This window comes from Porphyromonas macacae DSM 20710 = JCM 13914 (genome assembly GCF_000379945.1).
Taxonomy (GTDB): Bacteria; Bacteroidota; Bacteroidia; order Bacteroidales; family Porphyromonadaceae; genus Porphyromonas; species Porphyromonas macacae.
The window spans coordinates 1-20,586 of sequence record NZ_KB904130.1 but is presented as its reverse complement, the minus strand read 5'-3'; the positions used below and the strand labels follow the sequence as shown (position 1 = coordinate 20,586).

The 20,586-nt window shown below is 43.0% G+C and carries 18 protein-coding genes, 4 tRNA genes, 1 pseudogene and 2 riboswitches; of the genes and pseudogenes, 2 read left to right on the top strand and 21 right to left on the bottom strand.

Features of this window, described 5'->3' with window-relative positions; all coding sequences use genetic code 11:
* Positions 1–2: 2 nt before the first annotated feature.
* The 8 genes from A3GI_RS0104755 to A3GI_RS0104720 all read right to left on the bottom strand — a co-directional run bounded on the left by A3GI_RS0104755 (position 3) and on the right by A3GI_RS0104720 (position 5,182).
* Entirely contained in the window at positions 3–896 is an 894-nt protein-coding gene (locus tag A3GI_RS0104755) for a sirohydrochlorin cobaltochelatase (protein WP_018360331.1), read from the bottom strand.
* 97 nt (positions 897–993) lie between these two features.
* Positions 994–1,197: riboswitch (cobalamin riboswitch) on the bottom strand.
* A gap of 130 nt (positions 1,198–1,327) precedes the next feature.
* Positions 1,328–1,870, bottom strand: coding sequence for an HXXEE domain-containing protein (locus A3GI_RS0104750; RefSeq protein ID WP_025079632.1), 543 nt, complete (start codon positions 1,868–1,870; stop codon positions 1,328–1,330).
* 127 nt (positions 1,871–1,997) lie between these two features.
* A tRNA-Arg gene (locus A3GI_RS0104745) sits at positions 1,998–2,069 on the bottom strand.
* 54 nt (positions 2,070–2,123) lie between these two features.
* Positions 2,124–3,989: a YgiQ family radical SAM protein gene (locus A3GI_RS0104740; RefSeq protein WP_018360329.1), complete on the bottom strand. Its 1,866-nt coding sequence runs from the start codon at positions 3,987–3,989 to the stop codon at positions 2,124–2,126.
* A complete protein-coding gene (gene ispE, locus A3GI_RS0104735) occupies positions 3,971–4,798 on the bottom strand; it encodes a 4-(cytidine 5'-diphospho)-2-C-methyl-D-erythritol kinase (RefSeq protein WP_018360328.1) in 828 nt (275 codons plus the stop codon). Before ispE ends, A3GI_RS0104740 begins: the two co-directional genes overlap by 19 nt.
* A gap of 89 nt (positions 4,799–4,887) precedes the next feature.
* Positions 4,888–4,971 (bottom strand) — tRNA-Leu (locus tag A3GI_RS0104730).
* Between the two features lie 50 nt (positions 4,972–5,021).
* A tRNA-Leu gene (locus A3GI_RS0104725) sits at positions 5,022–5,103 on the bottom strand.
* 6 nt (positions 5,104–5,109) lie between these two features.
* Positions 5,110–5,182, bottom strand: a tRNA-Gly gene (locus A3GI_RS0104720).
* Between the two features lie 175 nt (positions 5,183–5,357).
* Between A3GI_RS0104720 and A3GI_RS11925 the strand changes: the two genes are divergently transcribed.
* Positions 5,358–5,519: a DUF4372 domain-containing protein gene (locus tag A3GI_RS11925; RefSeq protein ID WP_316928491.1), complete on the top strand. Its 162-nt coding sequence runs from the start codon at positions 5,358–5,360 to the stop codon at positions 5,517–5,519.
* Between the two features lie 157 nt (positions 5,520–5,676).
* Positions 5,677–6,031: pseudogene (locus A3GI_RS12005) on the top strand (transposase); the annotation flags it as partial.
* A gap of 31 nt (positions 6,032–6,062) precedes the next feature.
* Here the strand turns inward: A3GI_RS12005 and A3GI_RS0104715 are convergent.
* The 13 genes from A3GI_RS0104715 to A3GI_RS10540 all read right to left on the bottom strand — a co-directional run.
* A complete protein-coding gene (locus tag A3GI_RS0104715; RefSeq protein ID WP_018360327.1) occupies positions 6,063–6,350 on the bottom strand; it encodes a DUF2207 domain-containing protein in 288 nt (95 codons plus the stop codon).
* A 71-nt stretch (positions 6,351–6,421) separates the two neighbouring features.
* The gene (locus tag A3GI_RS0104710; RefSeq protein WP_018360326.1) at positions 6,422–6,979 is read right to left on the bottom strand and encodes a LemA family protein; all 558 of its coding nucleotides are present in this window, start codon (positions 6,977–6,979) and stop codon (positions 6,422–6,424) included.
* A gap of 426 nt (positions 6,980–7,405) precedes the next feature.
* The gene (gene rlmD, locus A3GI_RS0104705; protein ID WP_025079635.1) at positions 7,406–8,827 is read right to left on the bottom strand and encodes a 23S rRNA (uracil(1939)-C(5))-methyltransferase RlmD; all 1,422 of its coding nucleotides are present in this window, start codon (positions 8,825–8,827) and stop codon (positions 7,406–7,408) included.
* A gap of 100 nt (positions 8,828–8,927) precedes the next feature.
* On the bottom strand, positions 8,928–10,328 hold the full coding sequence (gene glmM, locus A3GI_RS0104700; protein ID WP_018360324.1) for a phosphoglucosamine mutase: 1,401 nt from the start codon (positions 10,326–10,328) through the stop codon (positions 8,928–8,930).
* A 15-nt stretch (positions 10,329–10,343) separates the two neighbouring features.
* Entirely contained in the window at positions 10,344–10,955 is a 612-nt protein-coding gene (locus A3GI_RS0104695) for a DUF4827 family protein (protein ID WP_025079636.1), read from the bottom strand.
* Positions 10,956–10,964: 9 nt separating this feature from the next.
* Positions 10,965–12,029 carry a DHH family phosphoesterase gene (locus tag A3GI_RS10545; RefSeq protein ID WP_018360322.1) on the bottom strand — a complete coding sequence of 355 codons (1,065 nt, stop codon included), beginning with the start codon at positions 12,027–12,029 and terminating at the stop codon, positions 10,965–10,967.
* A 433-nt stretch (positions 12,030–12,462) separates the two neighbouring features.
* A complete protein-coding gene (ribB, locus tag A3GI_RS0104685) occupies positions 12,463–13,104 on the bottom strand; it encodes a 3,4-dihydroxy-2-butanone-4-phosphate synthase (RefSeq protein WP_018360321.1) in 642 nt (213 codons plus the stop codon).
* Positions 13,105–13,205: 101 nt separating this feature from the next.
* A riboswitch (FMN riboswitch) is annotated at positions 13,206–13,334 on the bottom strand.
* A gap of 217 nt (positions 13,335–13,551) precedes the next feature.
* Positions 13,552–15,195, bottom strand: a complete 1,644-nt coding sequence (locus tag A3GI_RS0104680; RefSeq protein WP_018360320.1) for a dipeptidase — start codon at positions 15,193–15,195, stop codon at positions 13,552–13,554.
* Positions 15,196–15,290: 95 nt separating this feature from the next.
* Positions 15,291–16,538: a DUF1015 domain-containing protein gene (locus tag A3GI_RS0104675; protein WP_018360319.1), complete on the bottom strand. Its 1,248-nt coding sequence runs from the start codon at positions 16,536–16,538 to the stop codon at positions 15,291–15,293.
* Positions 16,539–16,658: 120 nt separating this feature from the next.
* Entirely contained in the window at positions 16,659–17,582 is a 924-nt protein-coding gene (locus tag A3GI_RS0104670; RefSeq protein ID WP_018360318.1) for a 3-phosphoglycerate dehydrogenase, read from the bottom strand.
* Positions 17,583–17,741: 159 nt separating this feature from the next.
* On the bottom strand, positions 17,742–18,809 hold the full coding sequence (gene serC / locus A3GI_RS0104665) for a 3-phosphoserine/phosphohydroxythreonine transaminase (protein WP_018360317.1): 1,068 nt from the start codon (positions 18,807–18,809) through the stop codon (positions 17,742–17,744).
* Between the two features lie 148 nt (positions 18,810–18,957).
* Positions 18,958–20,253: a replication-associated recombination protein A gene (locus A3GI_RS0104660; RefSeq protein ID WP_018360316.1), complete on the bottom strand. Its 1,296-nt coding sequence runs from the start codon at positions 20,251–20,253 to the stop codon at positions 18,958–18,960.
* Between the two features lie 119 nt (positions 20,254–20,372).
* On the bottom strand, positions 20,373–20,586 hold a 214-nt coding region (locus tag A3GI_RS10540), incomplete at its 5' end, for a hypothetical protein (RefSeq protein WP_018360315.1).

Here is a 20,586-nt window from a genome sequence, read left to right as displayed (position 1 = left end):
TTCTAAACAATAGGATTGATTTTTTCTTTTAGATGATTAACCCATATGGCTCTGATTTCAGGGAAGTCCGCCAATCCTTTCAGATGGCAGTTTGTTTCGGGTTCGATGCGGTATCCCATAGCATCGAGTTGTACCCTCCAGCTTTGTTCTTCCATCGGCCCTTCTGCATCGTATGCTCCGGCCATATCGTTTTTGGCATGGTCGCCGGCCACGGACATGAGAGGGCTGAGATTAATAACACAACCTTTTTCGCAAGTTCTCTCCAAACTTTTTACTACAAAATCGAACAGCATGCTTTCAAAATCCACTGTTCCGATTACTATGCGCGGGTTCAGCGTTTGCAGGTATTGGTTCAGTTGGATATACTTATTGTTGGCGTCGGGATAGGCGTCTGTATTGTTGCCGTGTCCCATCAACACCAAGGCTTCGCCCTGTTCCAGACGGTTACGAAAAATGCTGAATAGAGCATTTCCTACTCTCACTACATCTTTGTCGTTCCAAAGCAACGGCTCGCCTAAAATAATCTGAACACCGGGGTACTTTTGCTGAAATGCCGGAATATATTTTTCGGTGATAAAAGAGTACTCCAATCCCGGTATCACATGCAAGGACTGGATCAGTACACGTTTGTAGCCTGCTTGACCGATGGCTTTAAGCCATTCATCAGGAGCGTAATACTGCTGCCCTGTTTTCTCCGCCCAGCGTTTCATACAAATGCGTGAAGTAAAGGCCATATATATATCCGTATCGGGGAATGCCTCCCTGAATGTTTGACGGATTTTTGCAAAAGTCTGATGGGGTTCTTCATGTGTGCTTCCGAATGTAACCAATAGCAACACTTCGTCATGCTCTTTTCTGAGCTTGGATGGATCTGTTATTACAGCGTAGTCTGTCATTTCGTTTTATTCAATGTGTGTCTTTATAAAACATCAGGAAAAATCCTTTTGTCATATAATCTCTCAGATCTTGCTTTAACTCCCGAAGAGCCAAATCTGTTTGGAAAAAGTCATGGCAGGTCTCCTGGCTTTATTCAAGAAAAGAACCTTCCCATCCATAACTTACGGCGGACAGTGGTCAGCGATCTCTTTTCTTACTTACGAATATTACAGTAGCGGGCACTGCTTCGGATTTACACCGATATTCCCTCTTTATCCCGGCCTTGAAGAGGCTGTGATAACCATAACCTGTACAAAGGTAGTAATAACTATTGTTTTGTAATGGAAGAACAGCGAATGATCGTCTTCTTTCCCTGCTCTCCGGAGGAATAAAAAGACTTCAAAGTCTACACAGTACAGAGGAAACCGGAAAATCTTTTTGACGACGGGCTTCAATTGGATACCTCATGCCGTTTTTCCCATTTATTGAATTTTGACATAAAGAAAAAAGCAGAGGGTAAGCTGAATATGATAAATACGATGCCGATGAGCATCCAGAGAAGTGTCTGTGAAAAAGATAAAACGGAACTCTTTACAAACAGGATAAAAGTGTAAAAACAATAAGGCAGAGACAGTAAAGAAGTGATGATTACGGGTACATATTTGCGATATATAATCCATTGAGCAATGTGAACGAACAGGTGAATGAAATATGCCATGAAAACTCCGAACCACCATTCGTAGGCCTCATGATATATCGAACATAAAGAGACTGCAGACAGTAAAATAAACTCGTGTGCCACCCCGATAGCAAACGCAGATGTGGAATACTCGAAATGTCCCCGTTTTGAAAGAAAAGCCTCAAACCTTGGAAAACGTCTGTGCAGTTCGTGCCGGTTTCGGTCAAGCCAACTCCTGAACATGATGATCTCTTCAAAATCATGAAGCATGAAAACGACGGGTAGAACTACCATTAATAACTGTAATTTTGTCATTCTTTCTTTTTAGTGTTTTAGATATGCTTCATCAAAAGTATCCCTGTAATGAAAAATGGAGATGAATCAATGAAAAAATCCCGGAATTGATAAAAATATACCGGGATTTTTTCATTTTTAAGAGTTGTACCTCCGAGGGGAATCGAACCCCTATCAAAAGTTTAGGAAACTTCTATTCTATCCGTTGAACTACAGAGGCTTAACTGCAATACCTTTCAGCAGGTATGCTGATAAGTTCCGCAAAGATAATATTTTATCGGCGTTGTCTGCGATTCTTTGCTTCTCGATTCGTATTATTGAAGAAAAGTTTGTTGATCAAATCATCCCTTCCCAACTTTCTAAGCTCTTGAATAAGCTTTTGCCGTTCCTCTTTTTTATACCAGAAAAAGAATTGCATTTGTGCCTTTTTCTCCTTATCGCTGACAGCCCTGTAAACAGGCTTGCCGCTATAAGGGTGTACACCGCTGTAGTAAATCTCGGTGGCTACGGTCATGGGGGTAGGGGTGAAGTCCTGTACCTGCTCCAATCTGAATCCGAGATCTTTGGTGATAGAAGCCAATTCTGCCATATCTTCAGTCCGGCAACCCGGATGACTGCTGATGAAATATGGGATAAGCTGTTGATTCAATCCTGATTCTTTGTTTACCTCATCAAAAAAACGCTTGAATTCAAAAAACAATTTGAAATCAGGTTTACGCATAATGTCGAGAACCGGTTTTGAAGTATGTTCCGGAGCAATTTTCAGTCTGCCTGATACATGATGAATAATCAGTTCACGTGCATACGTCAGTGCAGCGTCACGTAGCTTCGCATCTTTATATGGTTCTAACAGCAAGTCGTACCGTACACCGCTTCCTATAAAACTTTTTTTCACACCGGGTAAGGCATCCACTTTGTGAAGGAGATTTGTTAACGGTGTATGGTCGGCATTCAGATTGGTACAGACTTTCGGATGAATGCAAGAAGGACGTTTGCATTTTTCGCAAATAGAGGTATCGAAACCTTTCATTTTATACATATTTGCACTCGGTCCTCCCACATCGGATATATATCCCTTAAAATCCGGCATTTTCGTTATGGCCACAGCTTCCTTCAAAATGGACTGCTCGCTTCTGGAAGCTATAAACTTGCCTTGATGTGCGCTAATCGTACAGAAGGCACATCCCCCGAAGCACCCCCGATGGGCATTGATCGAATGTTTGATCATTTCATATGCAGCTATACGTTTCCCTTTATAGCGAGGGTGAGGCAGGCGGGTATAAGGCAAGTCGAAACTTCCGTCGATCTGTTCTTCCGTCATAGGAGGATAAGGTGGATTTACCACGATTGTCATATCTCTTACCTGCTGCAAGAGCCGGTGAGCGTGCATGGAATTACTTTCTTCTTCTATCCATCTGAAATTTGCCGACTGTTTTTTAGGATCTTTCAGGCAAATTTCATGGCTATGCAATACAATATCGTCGGGAGTTTCTTTTACAGAACTGTTTTTCCGCAGTATAACGGTTTGTCTGAGGTCTTCCATCGTTTCTATGCGTTCGCCGCTTCTCAGCCTTTCAACGAGTTCTTTCAGTGGCAATTCCCCCATTCCATAGATTAGCATATCTGCTCCGGAATCATATAAGATTGAAGGCCGCAGCTTATTTTGCCAATAGTCGTAGTGCGTTACTCTGCGCAAGCTCGCCTCTATTCCGCCAATAACCACGGGAACGTCCGGCCATATCTTTTTCAGGCATTGTGTGTAAACGATGGTTGGGTATTCCGGGCGCATATCATTCCGGCCATCGGGGGTATATGCATCTTCACTGCGTAATCTTTTATGAGCCGTGTATTTGTTTACCATAGAATCCATGGCTCCGGCAGATACTCCGAAAAACAGTTTAGGACGTCCTAACTTTTTGAAATCCCGTAAGTCATCTCGCCAATTCGGTTGAGGAATAACTGCTATTCGTAATCCGAAGGATTCAAGGATACGCCCCACTACAGCAGCGGCAAACGAGGGATGATCCACATAAGCATCACCCGAAAATAAAATCACATCCAACTCATTCCAACCCCTGAGAGCGACTTCTTTTGCCGAAGTAGGCAACCAGCATTTCAGATCTACAATGCGGTCTGCCATAGAAAACAGTCGTTAAACAAATTTTTTGCCAGTACCGGTTTTTCCCGGAACAGTCCATAAAGGGCAGACCCGGACCCCGTCATTGAAGCATAAACAGCTCCCTGATTATATAACAGTTGCTTCAGTTCCTTCAATCGAGGATATTCAGGAAAAAGACTTTCTTCAAAATCGTTGCTTATCAAACCATGCCATTCCGGCAAAGGTTTTCGTATCAATGAAGACAATGGTTGAGAATGTTCGCCGATATGTTTCAACCCTCTAAAAGCTTCGGCCGTACTGATAGAAATTTCCGGCTTAACCACAGCAATGTGATATCCGGCCAAACTGATATCGTCCAAAGGGGTTAGCTTTTCGCCGATCCCGCGTCCCAAACAAGGTTTATTATACAGAAAGAACGGACAGTCTGCTCCTAATTGCAGAGCCATTTCGAATAACACATCCTCTTCCATCCGGGGGGCGAACATATCGCGCAACAGTTTCAATGTAAAAGCGGCATCGGCAGATCCGCCTCCCATGCCTGCGCCCATAGGTATATTCTTGTATAGTGCTATTTTTACGGGAGGAATATCTGTCTTTTTTCGCATCAGCGAAAGTGCTGTTGTCACCAGATTCTCTTCGAGGCTGCAATCGGGAGTCGTTCCTGCTATGGAAAATATGTCTCCAACCTCCTTGTGCGTATTCGGTAAGATTTCCAAAGCATCTTCCAAAGGTATCGGATAGAACAGCGTTTCCAACGTATGGTATCCGTTTGTTCTTTTTCCTGTAATTTGTAGTCCTAAATTGATTTTTGCATTCGGAAATATGACCATAGCACCTCTCTTTATTGTTGGAATTCAAGTAATAAATATAATAAAAGGCTACAAGACACCTCACCGATGATCTTATAGCCTTCATAGAGTACGCGAGATGAGACTTGAACTCACACGCCGTTACCGGCACTACCCCCTCAAAGTAGCGTGTCTACCAATTCCACCACCCGCGCATAAAAGAGCAAAACTCTTTTAAGATGTTTTTGAGAATGAAGAGGGAATGTGCCCAGGACAGGAATCGAACCTGCACGTCGTTAAACACTCGCACCTGAAACGAGCGCGTCTACCAATTCCGCCACCTGGGCATTCAGAGCGGAAGACGGGATTCGAACCCGCGACCCCAACCTTGGCAAGGTTGTGCTCTACCAACTGAGCTACTTCCGCAATTGCTCTGCAAAGATACTTCTTTTCCGTAATTATGCAAATATCTGAAAGTAAAACTATGGTTTTTCCATCAATGTTGTCCTAAACATTTTGATACTCATCGAAAAAAAGGAAGTAGAGCTAAGGGACAAAAATGTTACCTTAGTTAAAGAGTGCCAACTCTTCTACTTCCTTTATAACAGTCTTTGCGCAAGCCATCGGTAAACTGCGGAAAGAAAAGATTAGAAAGATTATTCGAGCGTCTGGTACAGATAAACATTGCAAGAGCTACTATACTTGGAGTCAGTTTATTGGTATGATGTTCAGTCAATTCTTAAATTGCGATTCTGTTCTGTAAGGGATATTTACAATGGTCTTAATTCTGCCAATGGCAATCTCAACCACTTAGGAATAGCTCATGAACCTTCTAAATCTACCATCGCTTATCAGAACGCCCACAGAAATAGCAGGGTATTCAGAGGCATCTACTATGCGACTTTCGAATATTTTGGACAGCAGAGCTCTACAAGTTGCGGTGGCAAATCGAAATCTTCTTCCGCAATCTCAAGCAATTGCTACGTATAAAGAGCTTTATTGGGACATCTCGCAATGCCGTGGAGATTCAGGTATGGAGCGCTTTAACAACGATGTTAGTACTGTGTTGGCTAAAGCATACTGCTTGTTATAAGTGGGGCTGGCAAACCTTGCCGTTTTGTTAAGGATCACACTTTTACCAAAATTTATCTTGAAAAGTGGCTTAACGAACCCTTCACTCCCTCTCCGGATGACAATAATTTAGGAGCAAAGGGGGGATTAAAACTTCTTTTTTCGTTGGGCCGTATGCCTCAACGGGTTACTCCTCACTCATAATTTATTTAGGACAACATTTCCCCGATATATATTATGTATCCTCTTCTTGGCCTTCTTTTTCGAAAAAGGGTTCTTGTTCTCCGTTTTTATGTACAGAAAGGATTTTATAAGATATGTTGACTTTTCTGCCGTTGATAAAACGTCTGGCCGGGAGAATTCGATAAACACCTCGTTTGAATTTTTCTCCGTTGGCATAAATTTTAATGGTTTCGGTAACTTCCAAAAGTCCGGAGTTTTTCACAGTCAGTTCGGCATGAAAAGAAATACCTCGCTCTTCTGAAGATTGTCCCAGAGTATATTTTTGGGAAACAGGATACATAATAAAACAAACAGAGGAAACACAATGCTCCTCTGTAATATGTTTTTAGTAGTAAAAAGAATCTTAATGGTTTAATCGAGTTTAACTTCGGGATTTTTGCGTTCTTCTTCGTTATCCAATTCAAAGTATGTAAGCAGTCCGAATCCGAACATTCTGGCCACGACATTGCTTGGAAATGACTCCACCAGTATGTTGTAATTTCTCACGACGGCGTTGTAGTAACGTCTTGCTTGTTCCAGTTCTTGTTCAATATCATACAATTTTTGTTGCAGGCTGAGAAAGGATGTATCGGATTTCAATGTGGGGTAACTTTCGGATACGGCAAAAAGCGATTTTAAACTTTGACTCAACATGTTTTCTGCATCAAAACGCTCTTGTGCAGTAGTAGCCGACATAATGCGAGTTCTCGCTTCCGTAACTTTAAGAAAAACGCTTTCCTCATGTTTGACGTAGCCCTTGACTGCAGATACAAGGTTAGGAATGAGGTCGTATCTTCTTTTTAGTTGAACATCGATGCCACTGTAAGCTTCGGCAGCATAGGCTTTGTTTTTTATGAGGGTGTTGAATAAAGAAATTCCATAAAAAATAAGCAATAGGACAAATGCTATAATAACGGCAAATAACAACATAATTTCGACAGACTTTAAGTTATTCTTTAATTCTCATTTTCACGGTACCCGTAATCTGCTTTTTTCTCCGAAAAGTGGAAGACTTGCATAACTCAAAAATACATAAAAGCAGTGAAATTGCATATTCCATTAAAAATAAAAGCACACTCCGGTATCAAGAACAACACCTCTGTAAATTTAAGGATAAAGTAATACGAATAGATTTTTGTCCCCTTTGGAAAGGTTGCAATAGTGGTGTAGGGAAAATCTTTTGATGTTTTTTTTATGGAGGTAACTTTTGAAGGTTTACATGGGACGACAGTATCACCTGAATCTCATTTTGTTCATAACGTTTCATGTGCCAATCCTCCCCAAAGGCATTCGAACTTAAGTACGGAGATAGGGTGCAAATTGTGTCGAACTATTATGATAGGATAGGGATCTTTGTCAACAACGTTCCAGTAAGACGACGTTTTCTACATGATGTGTTTGTGGAAACATATCCACAGCACGGCTTTTAAGAATCTTATATGTACCCGATTCTACCAACAGGGACAAATCTCGTGCTTGTGTGGCTGGATTGCAACTTACATAAACGATCCGTTGCGGTGTTGCTCTCAAGATGGTTTTGATCACGTCGGGATGCATACCGGCACGGGGTGGATCGGTAATGATTACATCCGGGCGGCCATGCTTGACGATGAAATCTTCATTGAGCACATCCTTCATATCTCCTGCGTAAAACAGCGTGTTCTCAATACCGTTGACTTTGCTGTTCAATTCGGCATCTTCAATGGCTTCCGGCACATATTCCACACCTATTACCCGACAAGCTTTTCGGGCTATAAAATTAGCTATTGTACCTGTTCCTGTATAGAGGTCATAAACTAATTCATTACCCGTAAGTGCGGCAAAAGAGCGGGCTACTTCATAGAGACGGTGAGCCTGACGGCTATTGGTTTGGTAAAAAGATTTTGCTCCGATACGGAATTTCAATCCTTCCATTTCTTCTTCGATGTAATCCTGACCGCTATGACAGAGGATTTCCAAGTCGCCGAACGTATCGTTTGCTTTGGGGTTGATTACATATATTAAGGACGTGATTTTCGGGAAATGTAAACGAACGGCATCCAGCAATCTCTTTATATTTGTTTCGTCATTATGGTAGAAACTCAGCAATACCATGGTCTGACCGGTCGAAGCCGTTCGCACCATAAGGTTACGCATGAGCCCTTCCTGCAATTTCAAATCGAAAAAAGGATAGTCTTCGATATGCTCCAAACAGAAGTTGCGGATAAACAAACGTATTTCGTCTGCAAATCGATCTCCCAAATGGCAATAATGTATATCCAGAACCTTATCGAACATACCGGGAATATGAAAACCCAGCCCGGGTTCGGTGATGGTTTCTCCTGCCTGGTCTTTTTCGTGTGGCAGCAACCAGCGTTTATGGCTGAAACTGAACTCCAGTTTATTCCGGTAGCGATACTCTGTTTCAGATTCCAATATGGGCAAGTATTCGGGTATGATCAGTTTCCCGATTCGCTCCATGGCATCACAGACAGTTCGGTTTTTCATTTTGAGCTGTTCCTCATACGGCAAGTGCTGCCATTTACAACCGCCGCAATATCCGAAATGGTCGCATATGGGAGAACGTCTTATAGGTGAAGGCTCTATCATATGTACAATCCTCCCTTCCATGAAATTCTTTTTTTTGCTCACGATTTGCACATCGCATACGTCACCCGGTGCTCCGAACGGAACGAACACCACCATTCCTTCGTGGTGAAACAGAGCCTTACCCTCCGAAGCCAAATCTGTTATCGTTACCCCTTGTAGAAGGGGCAATATTTTTTTATTCCTAGCCAAAGATGCTATCTGTTAAATAAGAGTTATGAGAAGCATACTTGCCGAAATTTTATAATTCTCCGGATGTATGCCTTAATAAGATGATGTATGAGGTGGAATATTAAGCCAAATAACTTATGACAATATCCTTAAAGCAATCAGCCAGCGATTGTGCATCCTGTTCTGTCGGTGCTTCTGTATAAATACGAATAATGGGTTCCGTATTGCTTCGGCGCACATGTACCCAACGGTCTGGCATATCGATTTTTACACCATCTACCAAACAAACTTCACCTTGACCTCCCTGTTTCATGGCTTCGGCAAATTTATTCAGTAATGCAAGACTGTCGGTTCCATCGGGTAAATCCACTCGTTGTTTGCTCATAAAATATGCCGGATATTGCTTTTTCAGCTCACTTACGGATACTTTTTCTTTAGCCAGAAGGCTTAGGAACAGAGCGATTCCCATAAGTGCATCCCGTCCGTAGTGCAAAGCCGGATAGATGATACCGCCATTGCCTTCACCTCCGATAAGAGCACCGATTTCTTTCATTTTAGCTACCACATTCACTTCACCTACGGCGGCGGCGGCATAGAGGCCTCCGTGCTTTTCCGTTACATCACGCAAAGCTCTTGTTGAACTGAGGTTCGAGGCCGTATTTCCTCCCCCGTTCAGTTTCAACAGATAGTCGGCTACGGATACCAGTGTATATTCCTCGCCAAAACAGTTTCCAAGCTCATCGATAATAGCCAGCCGGTCCACATCGGGGTCTACCACAAAAGCCACATCGGCTTTCGTCTGACGTACCAGATTGCAAATATCGACCAAATGATGCGGCAGAGGTTCCGGATTATGGGCAAAGTGTCCATGAGGCTCCTCATTGAGCGGATAAATTTCTTTAACTCCTAAGGCAGACAACAACGCTGGCAAAGCGATGCCGCCAACAGAGTTTACACTGTCAAAAGCCACACGGAAAGCGGCTTTTCTGATTGCCTCCGTATCTACGCCGGGAGCTTTCAGAACGGCTTCAATATGCGATTCCAGATAGCTGCAGCTTTCTATCACCTGTCCCAATCGGTCTACCGGTACAAACTGCAACTCATCGCTTTCGGCAAGGCGAAGTATCTCTTTGCCCTCGGCGTCATTCAGGAACTCGCCTTCGCTATTCAACAGCTTCAGCGCATTCCAAATCTCAGGATTGTGGCTGGCTGTCAGGATAATACCGCCATCGGCTTTTTTGCCTGTTACGGCCATTTCCGTTGTAGGAGTCGTTGCCAAATCTATATCTATTACATGGGATCCCATACCCATCAACGTGCCGATTACGATCTGCTTGACCATGGGCCCGCTCGGACGGGCATCCCGTCCGACTACGATAAGGGGATTTTCTTTGCCGCTTCGTTGGCGTATGAATTGGGCATAAGATGCCGTAAACTGGGCTATGCTCACAGGGTTAAGTCCATCTTGAATGGAACCGCCGATAGTACCCCGAATGCCGGATATGGACTTTATCAGTGTCATGATTTCCGATCTTTTTTATTTCTTAAATGTATAATAAGCTTCCTCTATATACATTGGGTATCCCATTTTGTAATAAGTGGATGAACCTAATGTAAACGGAACGATTAGCGAAACCCGGGCACCCTCTCCGAGATGTGCCATCGGATAAGCCAGACCTTCGCACATTAATTCATCCAGAGAATAGCCGGGAATACCGAGTTGTACCAATGAATAGTGAATCTCACCGGCGAGATAATAGTTCCGGTAAATAAATTCTGTGGGCTGATAACGCGGATTCGCTATGGAATTGAATTCTAAATAAACCTTGTCGAGGAATAGCTGACCTGCAAATTTCAGAAATACATGAGTTTTATCGACCTCCGGTTTCGTTTTACCCGGATCTATAATCTTCATATACAAACCGTTAGGAAACTTGTAATAAACATCCTTATTATACGGATCGGGCAGTTTGGTATCGCTCAGTTCCACAACGCTGATCTTTTTTTCTTTGATAAATCTTTCGATGGCTTTTTTCTGATCGCGCTTCAATTCGGAGAGAGACTTGTACTTACTGTCACGACAAGAAGAGAAGGTTGCCCCCACCAGCAAGATCATACTTAATAACGAGATGAATGTCCTTTTATTCATAAACTTATTTTATTCATTTTTTATATTTTTCTTCCGATCGTAGATTTCATTCTCCACATCCAACTCCCTCAGAAATATTGCCAACGCCTCTTCCGGTGTGCCGTCATACTCGGCTCCTGCGGCATTGATGTGTCCGCCACCGCCAAAAGCCCGTGTGGCAATACCGTTTACAGGAAAATCGTTTAATGAGCGGAGCGATATTTTTATCTGGTCTTCATCTTCACGTATCAGGCAACTGCAGCGTATGCCATCTATATCCAGAGGAATATTGACAAAACCCTCGGTGTCGCCTTTTTCTGCATGGAAAGAAGACAGCTCTTTTTTATTTAACGTGATATAGGCTGCTTTCTTGTCTTTCAACAAAGTCATTTTTTCATTCAGCACAAAACCTTTCAGCCTGATCTGGCTTTCACGCGAACGGTGAAACAGGGCATTTATCACAGCGGCTTTGTCTGCACCGGACTTGATTAACCCCATAACGGCCCCGTAGGTTTCGGCACGGGAAGAATTATGCATGAAACAGCCTGTATCGGTGATGATGCCGCAGAGCAGAGCTTCTGCCGCTTCTTTGCCGATATGTTTTTCCCAACCCATTGCCCGGACCCAATAATACATCAATTCTGCCGTCGAAGAAACCTGTGTATAGCTGAAGACCAGATCGAAAGAAGAGGTTTCGGGATAAGGGTGATGATCGATCATAAAGCAATGTGCCTGGCTCTCGGAAACGGCTTTTTGCATTTCTTCATGCTGCATGCGCCTCTTCGTATTGAAATCTATACACCCGATCAGTTCGCTTGAGCGAATGGCTTCGACTGTTTTTTTCGGGGTTTCTTCATAACAGATAAGGTTATCAAAACCAGGGACAAAATTGAGATAATTCGGTACGGTATCCGGTACTATGGTATAAATCTTAATTTCAGGATACACCGCACGTAAGATGGAAGCCAGACCCAATACGCTTCCGACAGTATCGCCATCCGGCCCCACATGGGCTATCAATGAGATACGGTTTGCTCCATTTGCGTATTGGGCAAAAGTATTCAAATCGTTTCGGTCAAACTGTATATCAATCATCCTCAATAATAGTCAAACAACATTAGTTGCCTCTGATATGCCTGATGTCGTTTATAAGATTATTATAACCGGGCAGGCTGTGAACATGTTCCCTTATACTTTATTATAACAAAAACAGAATTCGGAGCATGAAACTTAATATACAAAGATAGCTATTGCCGTCTAATACGGAGGTCTTTTCAGCCATATAGTATTAATTAATCTGTTAATGAGTAAGAATGCAAAAGAAAAACAAGTCCAAAGGATGAATTATCAGTAAAGAAAGACACTAAATAAGACTGTTTACTTCGGGCATAAAAAAATCGCTGTATTTCGAATGATTTTTAGACAGTCTAATAGATTATTGAAAGGATAAAAACAAATAGAATCCGGTCCCTCAAAGCTTTTATATAGCCTTATGGAACCGGATTTTTGTTGTGGTATACTATAAAAACTAAAGTGCGTGAGCTTTTCTGTACTGATAAATGTCTTCGATGGTAAGCACGGGCATATTGTGAGCGATACCGAAGTCAATAATTTGAGGCAGACGTGCCATGGTGCCATCTTCGTTGGTCAGTTCGCATAATACGGCAGAATCTCCCAATCCTGCAATGCTGACAATATCAATACTTCCTTCCGTATGTCCGCGACGTTCAAAAACACCTCTCCCACATGCACGCAAAGGGAATACGTGCCCCGGATGAACCAAATCTTCTGCTTTGGCTTCTGGGTGGGTAGCTGTTTTTATGGTTTGCACACGATCTGCAGCAGAAACCCCGGTGGTTACTCCCTCTCTGGCCTCGATAGATATGGTGAAAGCAGTCTTATTTTTACAAGTATTATCCGAAACCATGGGTGGTAATTGCAGGGTTTCACATTTTTCGGGTTTCAGGCAAAGACAAACAATGCCGCTGCACTCCCGGATCATTAAGGCCATATTTTGGGGTGTCAGATTTACTGTCGGGAAAATGATATCACCCTCGTTTTCGCGATCTTCGTCATCGACCAATAAAATACCTTGTCCCTCTTGCAGTGACTTAACAGCTGCTTCAACCCTCTCCTGATAAGTTTCACCAAAGTGATTGATAGTTTTCATCTCTTTGTAATAAATTTAAGATTTTAAAATACGATTTCACAGAGAATGAGGAAGATGAATGCACGAAGAATATGTGCATGGAAAATACAGCCTAATCCAATTTGATCCAACTTCCATCCGGACTTTGACCGTCGGTTATGGAATTTCACCATATCAGTCCCCAAAGATAATCTTGGAGAGTTGTGGACTTTACCACCGGCAGGGAATTTCACCCTCCCTCGATGAATCTTTTGCAAAGGTATCCAATATATCTTGAATAATGGATATAAATTTTATTGTGAAAGGTTTTATATGCTTTATAAAAATATTACCGTGCCGTTTCTTTGTTTTGTAACCGGATATTTATGCAAACTCTCTGATCTCTGTGAGTATATAAAAAGAGGACCGTGTCGAAATATCATTTTCGGCACAGTCCTCTTCGAGATTAGAGATGTGTTAGATTTCTATTTAGTTCGTTTTCAGATGGTCACCGGTAGCTTTTACGATGTTTTCATAAAACGCTTTGTCGTATCCGGGGAAGTCCGGCGTTGCACTCAAACCGTATCCATTGGTTTTGAAGCTGCCGTTTTCTTCTTTTTTAAGGTTACCGTCCATATATTTTACGAGGAGATATTCACCTAAACGTTTCCACCGTTCTACAGAATTTTCAGCAGTTTCCGATGAATAATCCGTCAGGAATGCACGTGCTTTAGCCGGATCTTCTTTTAGCAGACGTACAGCTTCACGGTCCACCATAGCCTGATGCTGGTCATACATCCTTTCCAGAGACTGTTGTACCGGTCTGATGTCTGCAATCATGGGTGAATAACGGGCATAAGCCATATTGGCAACCCAGTTGCGAACCCAGAAAGCAGAAGTCCAGGAGAAGTGCATCATGTCGCCGTTACCCACGCGGTAGCATTCGGGAACACGGTTCACGGAGCAATAAATAGGAGTAAATACAGTCATATCTGCATCATCTACGCCGAACCACAGTACGCCGCCTACTTCATCAGGCAGTTTGTTACGCAATTGGGCTACCAGAACAAAACCTGTCTGCTGAGTAGCCACTGCACGTTCGTTTACATATTGCTGACCGTTTACCTCATAGCTCATCGGACGCCAGCGGTAGGGTACTTTATAAGGGCCGGCACCGGGGTCGTTGGTCATACAGAAAGCCGTACCTTCATAGTGATCGCGCATCGCATCGCGTACATCAGCCACAGAAACCTTTCTGTCCGGAATGATGTAGAGAGGCATCGGTTTACCGCCTTTGTTTTGCAGGAAAGGAAGATATTGATCCATCTCTTTACTGAACTTGCGGAAGAAACTCCATACACGAGCCTCACATCCTCTTAAACCTCCTGCATCGTATGGGTTATATGCTGCTTGAAAACTGAAATCTTTATCAGAACCTTTATACCAGCCCATCTCACGTGCCAGATTAACTACATCCGGTTCGTACATGCAATTCTCTTTATCGCCGAAAGGTATTTGTTGGATGCGAGCCTGATTGGCATGTCCGCTGATCGCATTGTCGGGAATTCTGATGGCTACCCATACAGCACCTTTTTTCTTGGGGCCTTTACCGATCAATTCGAGTATCCAAACTTCATTTTTATCGGCAACGGTGAAGCTTTCACCCGAGCTGGCATATCCGTATTCTTTAACGAGACTTGTCATTACATTGATAGCTTCACGGGCTGTTTTAGAACGCTGAAGAGCCACGTATATGAGGCTGCCGTAATCCATGATACCGTTGGCTTCGGCCAGTTCTTTTCTCCCTCCCCATGTACTTTCTGTGATAGCTACCTGATGTTCATTCATGTTACCCACCACTTGATAAGTTCTGCCTGCTTCAGGAATGAAACCCAGAGGTTTGTGGCTGTCCCATTCGACAATCTGTCTCATGGTACCTTTTGCCCAACTGGCTGCCTGCCAGAAATACAATTCGCCGTACAAAGTGTGCGAGTCGGCCGCATAGCTAATTATCACAGAGCCATCGGTAGAGGCATCTTTACCTACAATAAAATCAGTACAGGCAGAGCTTTTCGTGGGGAAAAGAATGCCCGAAAAGACCAAAGCCGCACCAAATAGAATTCTTTTTTTCATATACAAGGTTATTATTAAAAACGCAGAACAAGCGCATACGGAAGATATCATTTCCCAAATGCGCCCGTTCTGTGAAGGTTTTATAATCTTAATTGTCAGCTAAGTTTATGGATGATCAGACCGGAGCGCAGTTTCGGTTCGAACCATGTGGTTTTGGGAGGCATGATATTTCCGGAATCCGCAATATCGATGATCTGTTTCATGGTAACCGGATAAAGAGCCAAGGCAATCTTCATTTCGCCGCTATCCACTCTTTTCTTCAACTCTCCGAGGCCTCTGATGCCGCCTACGAAGTCTATCCGTTTGCTTGAACGAAGATCTTCGATACCGAGAATATCATGTAAAATCAAATCGCTACTGATTGTTACATCCAAAACGCCGATAGGGTCATTATCGTTATAGGTACCTTCCTTAGCTGTCAAAGAGTACCATTCTCCACCCATATACAATGAGAAGTTGTGTAGTTTTGAAGGTTTGTAAATGTCTTTACCTTTCTTTTCTACAATGAAATTCTCTTTCAGTTTCTCCAAAAATTGCTCTTCGCTCAGACCATTAAGATCTTTTACCACACGGTTATAGTCTATGATAGTCAGTTGGTTCGCCGGGAAACAAACAGCCATGAAGTAATTATACTCTTCATCGCCACGATGGCTGGGGTTGTTTTTTGCTTTTTCGGCTCCCACCAAGGCTGCAGCAGCAGATCTGTGGTGCCCGTCGGCAATATAAAGTGCAGGCATGGCTTTGAAGAGTTCGGTTATACGTGCAATATCTTTCTCTTCATCAATGATCCAAACCTGGTGTCCAAAACCGTCGAATTCGGCCACAAAATCGTACTCCGGGGTTTTAGCCGTATATTTTGCCACAATGGCATCGATTTCGTCGTTGTCAGGATAAGCAAAGAATACCGGTTCGATATTAGCATCGTTTACACGAACGTGCTTCATGCGGTCCTCTTCTTTGTCACGACGGGTGAGTTCGTGTTTTTTGATTACACCATTCAAGTAGTCCTCTACGTATGCTCCCACAACAAGGCCGTATTGTGTTTTGCCATTCATTGTTTGTGCATATACATAGTAACATTCTTTGTTATCTTGAATCAACCAGCCTTTGTCCTGAAACATTTTGAAGTTTTCGGCAGCTTTGTCGTAAACTTTCGGGTCATGCTCATCCGTGCCTGCGGGGAAATCTATTTCCGGGCGGATGATGTGGTATAAGGATTTCTCATTACCCTTAGCTTCTTCACGAGCTTCTTCCGAACTCAATACGTCGTAGGGGCGAGAACAAACCTGTTCAACTAAATTTTTGGGAGGACGAACTCCTTTAAATGGTTTTATGATAGCCATAGTTTCAACCTTTATAAATTATTTGCAAAAAACAGGCGATAAGAAAGTATTCAAAGATAAGATTCTATCACTCTCCTCATCGCCTGTTCATTATTTTTTTAATAAAACGGGAATGTCGGATTATTTGTTTACACGGAAGCGTTCATCCCCCTTCTCGAAATAAGCCACAATTTGGTTTGCAGCTGCTAAGCCGGCATTGCTGTTTGCTTCAGCTGTTTGCGCTCCCATTTTTTTAGGAGTAGAGAAGTAGCGATCTCCCAGTTTTTCTGTCATCTCGGCATGATTATCCGGCATGATATCTGTGGCATAGCGAATATCTTCACGCTCCATCATGGCTTTTAAGATACCTTCTTCGTCGATGATCTCTTTTCTGGCCGTGTTGACGATGACACCGCCTTTGGGCATCTTCGCAACTAACTCATAGTTGATTGACTTACGGGTTTCCGGAGTGGCAGGAGCGTGTAAAGAAACGATATCGCTTTTCTCGAATAATTCTGCTACAGAAGCCACAGGTGTAAAGCCCATTTCCTTGATAGATTCGGCCGGAACAAAGGCATCGTATGCCAGAACTTCCATTCCAAAACCTTTTGCGATACGAGCCACATTGCGTCCTACATTACCAAAAGCCAAAATACCGATTTTCTTGTCTTTCAACTCAGAACCGGCTTTACCGTTGAAGCGGTTACGTACGGCAAAAACCAACATGCCGAAAACGAGTTCGGCAACAGCGTTGGAGTTTTGTCCCGGGGTATTCATTACACAAACATTGTGTTTGTTGGCTGCTTCCAAGTCTACGTTGTCGTATCCGGCACCTGCACGGACCACAATTTTCAGATTTTTGGCAGCATCCAATACTTCAGCATCTACTTTGTCGCTTCTGATGATAATAGCATCTGCATTGGCAACGGCTTTCAGTAAGTCTGCCTTATCTGTATATTTTTCTAACAGAACCGTTTCATATTTAGCGTTATCCAGTACTTCTTTAATTCCTTTAACTGCGGCTGCAGCGAACGGTTTCTCCGTTGCAACTAAAACTCTTTTCATGATTTAGTTTTTTATGTTTTTAATAATGATAAAGAATTGACTCATTAGAGTCGATTACTCGACTCCACAAGCCAATTCTTTTGATTGATTATTTAGCGATATGACGGATGTAGATAAATCTGTGTTCACATCTTTCGCATTTTCAATAGATTGAAATTTTTAGTGTTTACGCTCGAATTCCGTCATGCAATCGATCAAGGCCTTAACGCTTTCGATAGGCATAGCATTATACAAGCTTGCACGGAAGCCACCGACAGAACGGTGTCCTTTGATTCCCACCATACCGCGTTCGCTGGCAAATGCTGCAAATTCAGGCTCCAACTCTTTGTATTCATCGTTCATAACGAAGCATACGTTCATCAGAGAGCGGTCTTCTACGGCTGTGGTACCACGGAAGATTTTATTACGGTCTATTTCGTCGTAGAGAATAGAAGCCTTTTCGATTGCTCTCTTCTCCATAACTTTTACGCCACCCATTTCTTTGTACCATTTCAATGTTTGCAAAGCAACATAAACAGGGAATACAGGAGGAGTATTGAACATGGAATCTTTCTTAATATGAGTTTCATAGTTCAACATGGTGGGTAACGGACGGTCTACGTGGCCCAGAGCATCGCGACGAACCAGTACGAATGTAGCACCGGCAGGAGCCAGATTCTTTTGTGCACCACCATAAATCAGATCATATTTCGATACGTCTACGGGACGGCTAAAGATGTCGGAAGACATATCTGCAACCAAACGTGTTTTGGTGTCGAAATCTTTACGGATTTCAGTACCGTAAATCGTGTTGTTGCTTGTAAAGTGGAAATAATCTACATCTTCGGGAATTGTGAAGTTCTTAGGAATATAAGTAAAGTTCTTATCTTCGGAAGATGCAACAACTTCAACTTCACCAACCAGTTTAGCTTCCTTAATAGCATTGGTTGACCAGGTACCGGTATTCAGATAAGCCGCTTTCTTTTTCAGCAAGTTCAAAGGAGCTTGGTAGAATTGCAAGCTCGCACCACCTCCCAAATAAAGCAATTCGTAACCTTCAGGAGCATCGATAAGTTCCTTAAACAGGTTACGAGCCTCTTCCATTACGGCAGAGAACTCTTTACCGCGGTGAGATACTTCCAATACTGACAAACTGGTACCGGCAAAGTCAAGACATGCCTCAGCAGAATTCTTGATTACTTTCTCATTAAGGATGCAAGGGCCGGCAGAGAAATTGTGCTTTTTCATAGCAGAATAATTTTTGAGTTTATTATTGATTGAATTTATATTTTAAAGTTAAAGGTTATCTGTTGCGTTTTTATTTACAACGCTAACAAAGGTATTAAACAAAACTTATACCGCAAAACCTTTACAACCTTATTTTAACCGTTTTTCCTTAACCTTTTGATTCGGTATTCCACAAGGTATTTAATCGCTCTTTTATCTTTCGTTCTGCGGCTGTGCTTTCATCCGGTCGCCACAACTCCAGACCGGTCAGTTTTTCAGGTCTGTAATTCTGTTGGACAAAGTGTCCCGGATAATCATGAGCATATTTATAGTCTTGTCCGTATCCCAGATCGGCCATCAATTCTGTCGGAGCATTACGCAAATGTAGTGGAACGGGTAAATTACCTGTTTTTCGGACTAATTCCAATGCTTTATCGATGGCCAGATAGGCTGAATTGCTCTTTTCACTGCTTGCCAGGTATATGGTGGCTTCTGCAAGCGGGATACGTCCTTCAGGCCACCCCAGACGCTCCAAGGCCTGAGCACAGGCATTGGCTATAAGCAGAGCATTCGGATTGGCCAATCCGATATCTTCGGCTGCTGAAATAACTAAACGACGGGCAATGAATGACGGTTCTTCACCTCCATCGATCAGGCGTGCCAGCCAGTACAGGGCTGCATCCGGATCACTGCCTCTGATACTCTTAATAAAAGCCGAAGCAATATCGTAGTGCATCTCTCCTCCTTTATCAAAAGCTGCCGGATTCTCCTGAATCCGATTTCTAACCAACTCGTTTGTTATTGAAATTTCCTGAGAAATTTCGGAAGAAACCAGAATGTCAAGCATGTTCAAAGCCCTTCTGGCATCACCTCCGGCAAAGTGTAATAGAGCCTCCTGCTCCTCGATGATGATATCTTTTTTAGCCAGTATTTCATCTTGTTCGATGGCATGGCGAAGCAGATTCATTACGTCCGTATCCGAAAGCGGCTTGAGAGTGTATACCTGACAGCGCGACAGCAAAGGACGGATAACTTCAAAACTCGGATTTTCGGTTGTTGCTCCGATGAGTGTCACCACTCCCCGTTCTACAGCTCCCAGCAGAGAGTCCTGCTGGCTTTTGCTGAACCGGTGTATTTCATCAATAAATAAAATGGGGCGTCCGTGAGAGTCGAACAAACTTCCGCTGTCTCCGTTGATTTCATCGATGATTTGCCGAACATCCTTTACACCCGAATTTATGGCACTGAGGGTATAAAATCGTACATCTACGGTTTTGGCAATGATCTCTGCCAGTGTTGTTTTGCCGACACCCGGAGGTCCCCATAAAATCATGGAAGGCACACGCCCCTGGTCTATCATGGTACGCAGTATGGCTCCTTCACCCACCAGATGTTTTTGTCCGAAATAGTCTTGTAACGTTTTCGGACGCATACGTTCTGCCAGAGGTTTAACAGCTTTCAACATTGTAATATACTATCGGTTTAATGTTCCAAATAAACGAATTTAACTTTTTAATTAAAAATAAAGGGGCTGTGTCAAAATGAATTTTGGCGCAGCTCCTTTTAGTTTTGGTTTGTGGTTGGTTAAGCCACCGGTTTTAGCCTTTGAGGGATATTTTTGTGTTTTTCGAGGAGGTGGAAGCGCATGAGGCCGAGATTGAGGGTTGATATAGGTCTTTTGGGAGTGTTTTTCGCCTTTCGAGCAACCTTAGCACATAGTTTCTTCAGATTAAAGGCCATAGCTAGAAAGGCGAAGTCCATCTTGACCTGCTCTAAGCCCATATGTCTGAAACGCCGA

What these genes read in the sequence shown, in the direction of transcription:
- A3GI_RS0104740 (WP_018360329.1), bottom strand. Translation starts at nt 3,989, where the DNA reads ATGGCAGACCGCATTGTAGATCTGAAATGCTGGTTGCCTACTTCGGCA.
- A3GI_RS0104680 (WP_018360320.1), bottom strand. Translation starts at nt 15,195, where the DNA reads ATGAAAAAAAGAATTCTATTTGGTGCGGCTTTGGTCTTTTCGGGCATT.
- A3GI_RS0104750 (WP_025079632.1), bottom strand. Translation starts at nt 1,870, where the DNA reads ATGACAAAATTACAGTTATTAATGGTAGTTCTACCCGTCGTTTTCATG.
- ribB (WP_018360321.1), bottom strand. Translation starts at nt 13,104, where the DNA reads ATGAAAACTATCAATCACTTTGGTGAAACTTATCAGGAGAGGGTTGAA.
- A3GI_RS0104660 (WP_018360316.1), bottom strand. Translation starts at nt 20,253, where the DNA reads ATGTTGAAAGCTGTTAAACCTCTGGCAGAACGTATGCGTCCGAAAACG.
- ispE (WP_018360328.1), bottom strand. Translation starts at nt 4,798, where the DNA reads ATGGTCATATTTCCGAATGCAAAAATCAATTTAGGACTACAAATTACA.
- A3GI_RS0104670 (WP_018360318.1), bottom strand. Translation starts at nt 17,582, where the DNA reads ATGAAAAGAGTTTTAGTTGCAACGGAGAAACCGTTCGCTGCAGCCGCA.
- glmM (WP_018360324.1), bottom strand. Translation starts at nt 10,328, where the DNA reads ATGACACTGATAAAGTCCATATCCGGCATTCGGGGTACTATCGGCGGT.
- A3GI_RS0104695 (WP_025079636.1), bottom strand. Translation starts at nt 10,955, where the DNA reads ATGAATAAAAGGACATTCATCTCGTTATTAAGTATGATCTTGCTGGTG.
- A3GI_RS10545 (WP_018360322.1), bottom strand. Translation starts at nt 12,029, where the DNA reads ATGATTGATATACAGTTTGACCGAAACGATTTGAATACTTTTGCCCAA.
- A3GI_RS0104675 (WP_018360319.1), bottom strand. Translation starts at nt 16,538, where the DNA reads ATGGCTATCATAAAACCATTTAAAGGAGTTCGTCCTCCCAAAAATTTA.
- A3GI_RS0104710 (WP_018360326.1), bottom strand. Translation starts at nt 6,979, where the DNA reads ATGTTGTTATTTGCCGTTATTATAGCATTTGTCCTATTGCTTATTTTT.
- A3GI_RS0104715 (WP_018360327.1), bottom strand. Translation starts at nt 6,350, where the DNA reads ATGTATCCTGTTTCCCAAAAATATACTCTGGGACAATCTTCAGAAGAG.
- serC (WP_018360317.1), bottom strand. Translation starts at nt 18,809, where the DNA reads ATGAAAAAGCACAATTTCTCTGCCGGCCCTTGCATCCTTAATGAGAAA.
- A3GI_RS0104755 (WP_018360331.1), bottom strand. Translation starts at nt 896, where the DNA reads ATGACAGACTACGCTGTAATAACAGATCCATCCAAGCTCAGAAAAGAG.